Origin of the sequence: Prevotella sp. oral taxon 306 str. F0472 (assembly GCF_000257925.1) — a bacterium.
Classification (GTDB): Bacteria; Bacteroidota; Bacteroidia; order Bacteroidales; family Bacteroidaceae; genus Prevotella; species Prevotella vespertina.
The window spans coordinates 1-7,864 of sequence record NZ_AJIN01000055.1; the positions used below are offsets into that span (position 1 = coordinate 1).

Sequence of the window (7,864 nt, forward strand, 5' to 3'; positions counted from 1 at the left end):
CCGAGCGCAAGAACTTCCTCCGTGAGCGTGATGCCGCAACGGGCAAGTTGGCAGAGATTGAAAGTTCTGTATCCTTCCATACGGACAAAATCAAGGAGGCACAATCTGACCTCACTCTATTTGAGCAGCGTGTGGAGCGTGATGATGAAGGTACACCTATAAATAAACTGACAATCAAAGGTGTAGAAGACAGCACCGATATCAAGGCCATTGCTGCCCGTCTGCAGGAGATAGACGAAAAAGCTCGCACCAAAGGAGAGTACAACAAAATTGGCGAAATCTATGGTTTCTCCATTATGGTCAAGACAGAGAGTACTTCCAAGGACTTGTTCGACTGTTCGGTGAACCGCTTCTTTGTGAAAGGGCAGGAGAGTATCTACTATACCTATAATAATGGTAAGTTGGCAACTGACCCTAAACTTGCGTGTCAGAACTTCGTTAATGCCTTGGAGCGTATTCCAAAGGTAATAGAGTCGCATGAGAAGGAAATGGCAAAGGTTGTAGCCAATAAAGATGTTTACACCAACATTGCCAACAGTTCTTGGAAAAAAGAGGACGAGCTTCGCTCACTTAAAAGTGAAGCTGCAGAATTGGACAGAAAGATTGCATTGACAATTTCTACCAATAAAGAGGCAAAAGGAGATGTAGAACAAGACAATTCCATATCCATAAGTGGACTACCTAACCAAATAAATAATAAACAATCTAAGATACATGAAGACAGTGAGGATGGTCGTTCACAAGGTTTTCGTCCAAAATGGAGGCACTAATTCTCCAATATATAGAAGATTAGATTTCGGTAGTATATATATTGCTGTCGAAATCTAACATTTTATTTTATATTAATATCAACCACAGAACAGTCATCTTCCGTGCATTGTAAAGGTGGTGAAGTTCTCTGTTGCAAGTACTCACTTACATCATATTGTTTGTAAAAGCCATCGCTACAAAGTATGAAGCGATCTCCTGTTTGTACTGACATTTGATATACTTCTATTGGAGTTCTGTACCCTCTTCCATTAATACAGACCGTAAGGTAACTCTCACCTCCAATGTTGATTACATCATCGGACGTCAGCAGTGTGATTGTCCCATTAATGTGTTCATGATATAGACGAACATCACCCAATGAAGTATAATAGAGAAAGCTATCCGTCAGATACACAAGCGTGAGGGCAGTACCCATCTTACACTTTCTTTGGTAGCATGCCTTGCCTAAGGTTTTATCGGCATATTCTAAGCTCTCTTGAATAATCTTTGAGGGATCAGACGCATTGTAACTTTCAAAGTAATCAAGGATTGCTTCACAAACGATTTTCGATGCCTGTTCAGGAAAATCTAATCCTCCCATACCATCAGCAAGTAAAACCAAAGTTCCGCCTGCTATTTTCTTCTGAAGAATAAAGTCTCCATTCATTTCGTTAGCAGCTATGCTTTGAAAAGCAATACATATTTTCATCGGGTAAACTTATTAAAAACTTCTATCATTTTTTGGAAAGCATATAAAACTTGCTCATACTGAAGAACTGAGTTACTGTCCAGTATTTGTTGAAGAAGCCTACTGTCCTCTTCTTTTGCGATTTCCTTTTGTAGGCATTTTTCATAATAGGATAAATACTTTATGGGGAGAAAACCTACAATGTCATTGGCAAGCCAATATGCACCGACAATAAACTCATCAAAATCGTCCCAATCAAAAACTTCTTGGTACACACTCCTATTTAAGTTGGCTATGAAGTAGTTCTCAATGATAAACCCCATATCATCAGCATCTTTATTTGTTTGCAGGTTACGATCTAACCAAGCATTAAATTTTAGGATAAAAAGTCCGTGAAGTGATGCTAGCTTGATGTCAAATTCATTATCAATACTTATGGTTATAGCATCTTTTAGTACTTCCTCATAACCTTTTACAGACATGGCAATATCTTCTTCTGGTGGCCAATAAATATATCCATCTTCTTTTGCAACATCTCCGTAAGGAACAATATCCATTTCATAAACCCCATAATAGAAGCGTTGATACATTTTCTCATCCTTAGTGAAACCATGCGCCAAAAGCATCTGCTTTATTTCGTCAAAGGCTTCCCAATTAGGAATAGCAATAGCTAAATCTAAATCTCTCGTTTTTCGACCAGAGCTTATGCCTACTAATTGCTGTATCAGTATATCACGTGCAGTTGCACCAATAACAAAGAAGTCTTGTCCTACCTCTTTAAAACATTCGCTGGCGGTTCTTAATAGTTCAACCAAAAGTGGATTGTCTATCTTATTACTTGAAATTTGAAAGCTCATCATTCAATATTTTGTTTGCAGCTTCTATCGAACGACTATTGCCATCACCTAATAAGTCTGCATAAATAAGAATTATTGGCATTGTACTGCCTTTCCAAAACTTCTGATACATTGTAATTTCTCCTTCTGTAGCACGCATGGCACCTGTTTTCATCAGATTACCCCAAGCTACATCGGTATATATTTCAAACTTTTGTGGAGTTAAATATCCGTTTACTTGATAAGCAGCACACTCTCCACCCCAGCATATTCCTTCGGGCAACACTATTTTATCCCATTGTGCTTTAGACTGTTCATCTCGAAAGGCAAAATGCTTCAGCAAAAGTTTTGGCTTAAGAACATGATGATAGTTTTCCACCCATAGGTCAAGCAACCTGCGTTTGTCTTTCAGTATACGCTTTCTTTTAGTAGTCAATACAAACTTTCGAGCTTCTAATTCATCAAGTACATTTTTTGTAGTACCTAACGAAACATCGCACTGTTCTTTGATTTCCCTAAAAGTTTTACCCACATTGTCTACATCTTGCAACAAATAAAAAATAACTTTTAAGCCTGCTTCTTGAAAGATTGGATAAGCCTTGTTAAGCGCTATAGGTGCTTTTTCACCTGTGTGAGAAAGTTGAAAAATCAACTTCTTACCTTTTGTATATAGGATTTGATAGTTACCAACAGTATCTACAAAATTAATGCCTGCCGTTCGTAAAATGTTATAAACACCTGGTTGAACATATCGTGCTATAAGCAAAATAGGTATCTTTTGTAGTTCAGCACACCCCTTTATCAAATCCTGAATGCGGCCAATGTTGATACTATTCACCTCGTTTTCTACAAGACAAGGAAAGTCTATTCCTATAATGTTAACTCGTCCCTTAAGTATAGGATTACTTTGTGGAGTTAAATCATAGGTGATATTGAGTCCACTTTCTCCCCATTGTTGCTTCATTGCACTTACTGCCTGTTCTATAATATGTACTTCTCCCATACTTGTTCATTCTTTATTACTTGTTCAACAATATTGAACACTGCAAAGATAATGAACAAACACGAAGACACCAAATATTTTGTTCAATAAATTAATTTTGTTCAATAATAGTGAACAATAGAAGAATATTGAAAGAATCTAATTTTTGAGAGAATTTACCTACACTCTCGCTTACGCAGTATACTATCAATCTCTTCACGAAGAAATAGCAGCCTACCATTAGCTTTGAGAAATGGGATCTTACCCGCCCAAACCCAGTTATAGATAGTCTTTTGCTCAACTTTCAAGATTCTAGAAACATCTATGATATCCAGATATTCCGGTTTCAAAGGTGGACGGACAGTTGTATCGACGGATTGCTCTTGCAGGACAAGTAGCTGGTCGAGTTTATTCTCGACAGTTCTTAGTTTATCAAACAATTGTTTGCACCAATCTGTTTCTGAAGTATCGTTTAAGTATGGCATAGTTCTCCTTTTTGATAGTTTCCACTTGTATCTTGGGTCAATATGTGCTGCTCTTTCATATATGCAATGTATTTTTTTGCAGTTCGGTCTTTGATCTCCATTTCACGCATCAGCACCTCACAAAGTTCCTGGTATGAAAGCCTTAGTTTGGTCCGAAATGCAGATTTGATGACAAGCAAGAGTTCATCGGTCTTGCGCTTTTCCTTATCTTCCTTCGATTTCTCGCCACGATAGACGTGCATGTCTTCAGTTTTATCCCAACCGAAAAGCATCATAGGAACATCTAATGGGCTTCCGTCACGGACTTTCAATGCCTTTACGACCGAATATTCAGGATTGTCGTCCTTTTCTATGGAGAGAATACCCGCCGCCTTACGTTGAAGTTCCGAACCAATATGCCCACGCAACTTTATGCCATTAGGCACAAAGTGAAGCACACAGACAATACAGGTATTGTAGATACCTGCCAATCGGTAGAGTTCATCAACAATGGCTATACTTTCCGTTTCATCGTTGGCTGAGCGTATCAAGTCAGCAATACCATCAATTACCACAATATGGATACCGCCATGCTTGTGATAGAACAAGTCCATACTCTCACGAATGATCTTTAGCCTGTCTTTGCGGGATAGTGATGCCAAGTAGAGTGAATGGTAGAACTCTGGCACTGCCTTTACTCCTGCCCGACGAAGTGTCTTTCCCAAGTTCTTGTGCAGCTGTGCTTCAGACTGCTCCGTATCATAGTGGAGTACCGCTAATCCTTTGGGGTTAGCAGTTATCTCTAATCCCAATGTCTGTTCAGCTTGTAATCGTTCCGAACCAAGTGTGCCTGAAAGGATTCCAGAAATATAGTTGCTCTTACCTGTTCCTTCTCCACCTGTGATACAAAACAGATTATCCTGTGTTCCGAGTGGAACACCATTGACTGCCACAACTGATTTTGAAACATCAGGTGGATTATCGTAGTCGATTTCACAAGATTTTAATATCATCATTGTCTGCGAATACATATTGGTAAACATATCAGAAAGGAGAACTTTCAAGTCATTCGAGTTATTTCCCAAGGCAAAGAAGTCAGATATATCTTTCTCCGACTTAATCCCTTGCAATGGTAAGGTCAAGCTCAAAACCTTATATTGAATGAGTGCATTTGTTTGTTGTTTGGCTTCTCTTATTCCAGTCTCATCAGTGTCATATAATATGATAATATGTCGAAAACGAAGCTGTAACCCTTCGATAATATTCTCAGGAATCTCTGCTGTTTCACTATTGAAACAAATAGCATTAAAACCATGGGCAGATAAAGATAGTACATCTTTCTCTCCACCAGTAATGAATATGATATCTCCTTTACTGGGCAACTGTTGGAAGCCGAAGACATAATCGGTCACTTTCTCACCACCATAAAGAAAACGTAGCTTACTTTTGGGACGATAAACCTTTACAAACGTCCCCATATTGTAAGCAAACATCGGCTCTTCATGTGTCCCTCTTAATGTAAACGGCTTACCTTGATTAGAGATAGACTCATAACGAGCAAGCGACTTTACATGAAAGCGTTGTAAGGTATTGGAATCAATACCATATTGTTGCCAATATTTCATTTCCTCGATACCAAAAGATTGTTCTATTAGTTTAAACCACTTCTTCTCTTCCATTAACTTTGGTTGGTCTGCTGGTTGTGAAATAGGAGGTTTAGGAGGTTTCATTATCGTAGATCGTTGTTCAAAGCGTTCTTGCTTTCCTATGTAGATGTTTAGTTGCAAGTCTCGAATAATAGTTTCAAGTACCTTAACAAAATCTTTCTTAACATCCAATCCTATCATTGTCGCAGCAAACCAAAAACAATCTCCAGAATAAGCATCATTTCCAAAGTCTTTCATGCGATAGCAGTCTGACTTTCTATCAAGATATATATTGCATGAAGCACGTTTATCGTCGTACAAAGGGTTACGGAAATTACGCTTAATTACAAAATCAATAGGCATATAGAAACAGAATATTTCAAGTCCTTTGTTGGTCCGCAATAATATTTCTTCTTTGATGTTCATAGCTCTTCGAATAAGGTTTGAGATTCTCCCATATAGCCTTTTAGCACACCTTCCTTGTAAGCGTTTAAACGCTGCAAAGCCTCTAAACGACGAAAGCCCTTGAATGTGGCTCTACCTGTCTTGACAGAGAGATAGAGTCCTTTAAATGGATAAACTACATGGTTACTTGATACATACCTATACGGAATTGAATTAGATTCCCTCCATCTTGCAAGTGATGCCTTTGATATTCCAAGCAGGTGCAGAACATCTGCCGAACTCAACTCTATCTTTTCCTCTAAAACGGAATAATCACGCTTTAGCTCCCTGATAAAGCAGGCTATCTGTCTGAATTCTTCATGAAGTGTTTGAAGTTCATTTATTAGGGAGAGTGTTTCGTGGTGTTCCATCTTCTTTAAGTAGGGTTTGGCAAAGATTAATGATAGCAGACAAAAATGGTTTCATTAGATGTTCTTTATCGTGACTTGTTAGGTGTTTCTTGAAATCCTCCATGAAGTTAAAAATTTTTATTCCGTCACTCGGCATAATAGCCATCAGCACTTTAATCAATTTATCTTGCTCTATAGTTTCATAAAAACCGTTCACATGAGTCTTGGGCTCAATCATTGACTCTATGGTTCCCAAAGGAAGATGGATAACCAGAACTTCCTTCCCCAAGCCTGCAGCACACTTTCGATATGTGCTAAATCTTATATCCTTTTCCATCTTGCAAGCCTTAAGGAAATTTGAATACTCGATGCCACTTATATGAGCAGCTTCTTTTGCATTCTCACATAAAAGAACTAAACTCTCAAGTGTAGGGCTACTAATATAAAGATGCCCTTTAGATTTTAATTTGTTTTTATTAGCCATAATATACATAATTGTAATTATTATGGCTGCAAAGTTCCTAATGAAACAGGCTTTAGATAGAATATTAAAATACCATTTTCTGGTAGTATAATACCATTTTATGTATTGATAATCAACGGTATAAAATATAAGGTAGGGACCATCAGTGCAAGGTGCAAGACCTATCTATATATATAGGCTTGCACCTTGCACTGAAAATTGTAGCCAAAGAATCTATAAAACATTTTCTATCAAATATTTGGAGCATGTTCATATTTTTAGTACTTTTGAACCCAAGAAACGCAAGAGCGTGTTTCAAGCAGCAGTATCCACGTGTACTCTCAAAATACTCTGTTGTGGCTACAATCTGGCTACACAGAAAGGAAGAAGGTTTATAAAGAACTATGATACAAGGAGATACAAGGAATATTCATTTTCCTCTCTCTCCGCATTGCACAGCGAGTTAAGTCCCTAAGTTACAACAACTTAGGGACTTTTTATTTATCTATACTAAAAAGTTGCCCCACTTTTTGCCCCAAAGTTGCCCCATTTTTTGCCCCACTTTTTGCCCCACTTTTTTCTCCGAAAATTTGTTCAATCCTGAAAAACGCTTTTTTATGTAAATATTTTTCAGCATTTGTAATTATCTGTTTTTCAGCGAATAACAGAAGTCATAAAAAGTAGGAATCGAACCTTTTATATCAGATTATATCAAATGTTTCATTTAGTGGACTTTTCAATACTTCCAAATCCCTTTCCCTTGCAGTTCGTTTTCGCCCGAATCAACTCCGAAGCTCGAATGATAGCTTTCTTGTTTAAAACCACTCCTCCCTTGCTTAGCCCTACTCTTTCCAACGAACGTCGTTTGATGCCGATATCTTCTGCCGTCAATACGCTATAAATTGCAGGAATAGATCCGAAATAATAGTTCTTCCTCCCTTCCATCAGTTGCACATGTATTACCTTTACCATAGTCCTTTATTATCTTTGATTTACCTCAAAGTTACAAAATAAGCCCTATATACGATATTTTGAGTGATAAATCTTCAAAATATCTATCTTGATTAGTTTTCAACTATTCTACAGTAGACATATCTGGCTTTAATTTTCCTTTGCAAAGGAAAGCAAGGTCGTAAGAACACAAAGTACCGCTACACTATTTAAGAATATTCTCACGGCAGCCTTCCACAAATCAAAGATTTGGGTTTTCCATGAGAATATCCTTAAATTACTTTGCTTAT

The 7,864-nt window shown here is 37.7% G+C and carries 9 protein-coding genes and 1 pseudogene; 1 reads left to right on the forward strand and 9 read right to left on the reverse strand.

The features are described from left to right. Positions 1-770, forward strand: a pseudogene (locus HMPREF9969_RS08135) (helicase); the annotation flags it as partial. A gap of 62 nt (positions 771-832) precedes the next feature. Here HMPREF9969_RS08135 and HMPREF9969_RS08140 read toward each other — a convergent pair. The 9 genes from HMPREF9969_RS08140 to HMPREF9969_RS08175 all read right to left on the reverse strand — a co-directional run bounded on the left by HMPREF9969_RS08140 (position 833) and on the right by HMPREF9969_RS08175 (position 7,595). Continuing rightward, positions 833-1,459 (reverse strand): PP2C family protein-serine/threonine phosphatase, encoded by a 627-nt coding sequence (locus HMPREF9969_RS08140; RefSeq protein WP_009435339.1) that lies wholly within the window; start codon positions 1,457-1,459, stop codon positions 833-835. Next, positions 1,456-2,295 (reverse strand): nucleotidyl transferase AbiEii/AbiGii toxin family protein, encoded by an 840-nt coding sequence (locus HMPREF9969_RS08145; RefSeq protein WP_009435342.1) that lies wholly within the window; start codon positions 2,293-2,295, stop codon positions 1,456-1,458. The genes HMPREF9969_RS08140 and HMPREF9969_RS08145 overlap by 4 nt, the downstream gene beginning before the upstream one ends. Further along, positions 2,273-3,277 carry a type IV toxin-antitoxin system AbiEi family antitoxin gene (locus tag HMPREF9969_RS08150; protein ID WP_009435345.1) on the reverse strand — a complete coding sequence of 335 codons (1,005 nt, stop codon included), beginning with the start codon at positions 3,275-3,277 and terminating at the stop codon, positions 2,273-2,275. The genes HMPREF9969_RS08145 and HMPREF9969_RS08150 overlap by 23 nt, the downstream gene beginning before the upstream one ends. 155 nt (positions 3,278-3,432) lie before the next feature. Further along, positions 3,433-3,741: a helix-turn-helix domain-containing protein gene (locus tag HMPREF9969_RS08155; protein WP_004342808.1), complete on the reverse strand. Its 309-nt coding sequence runs from the start codon at positions 3,739-3,741 to the stop codon at positions 3,433-3,435. Further along, entirely contained in the window at positions 3,729-5,792 is a 2,064-nt protein-coding gene (locus HMPREF9969_RS08160; protein ID WP_009435347.1) for a bifunctional DNA primase/helicase, read from the reverse strand. Before HMPREF9969_RS08160 ends, HMPREF9969_RS08155 begins: the two co-directional genes overlap by 13 nt. Continuing rightward, positions 5,789-6,181 (reverse strand): hypothetical protein, encoded by a 393-nt coding sequence (locus HMPREF9969_RS08165; protein ID WP_009435344.1) that lies wholly within the window; start codon positions 6,179-6,181, stop codon positions 5,789-5,791. The genes HMPREF9969_RS08160 and HMPREF9969_RS08165 overlap by 4 nt, the downstream gene beginning before the upstream one ends. Further along, complete coding sequence (locus HMPREF9969_RS08170; protein WP_036895542.1) at positions 6,147-6,644, reverse strand: hypothetical protein; 498 nt, start codon at positions 6,642-6,644, stop codon at positions 6,147-6,149. The genes HMPREF9969_RS08165 and HMPREF9969_RS08170 overlap by 35 nt, the downstream gene beginning before the upstream one ends. A gap of 484 nt (positions 6,645-7,128) precedes the next feature. Continuing rightward, positions 7,129-7,260 (reverse strand): hypothetical protein, encoded by a 132-nt coding sequence (locus HMPREF9969_RS13285; protein WP_255346219.1) that lies wholly within the window; start codon positions 7,258-7,260, stop codon positions 7,129-7,131. 83 nt (positions 7,261-7,343) lie between these two features. After that, on the reverse strand, positions 7,344-7,595 hold the full coding sequence (locus tag HMPREF9969_RS08175) for a hypothetical protein (protein WP_009435341.1): 252 nt from the start codon (positions 7,593-7,595) through the stop codon (positions 7,344-7,346). Positions 7,596-7,864 lie beyond the last annotated feature (269 nt).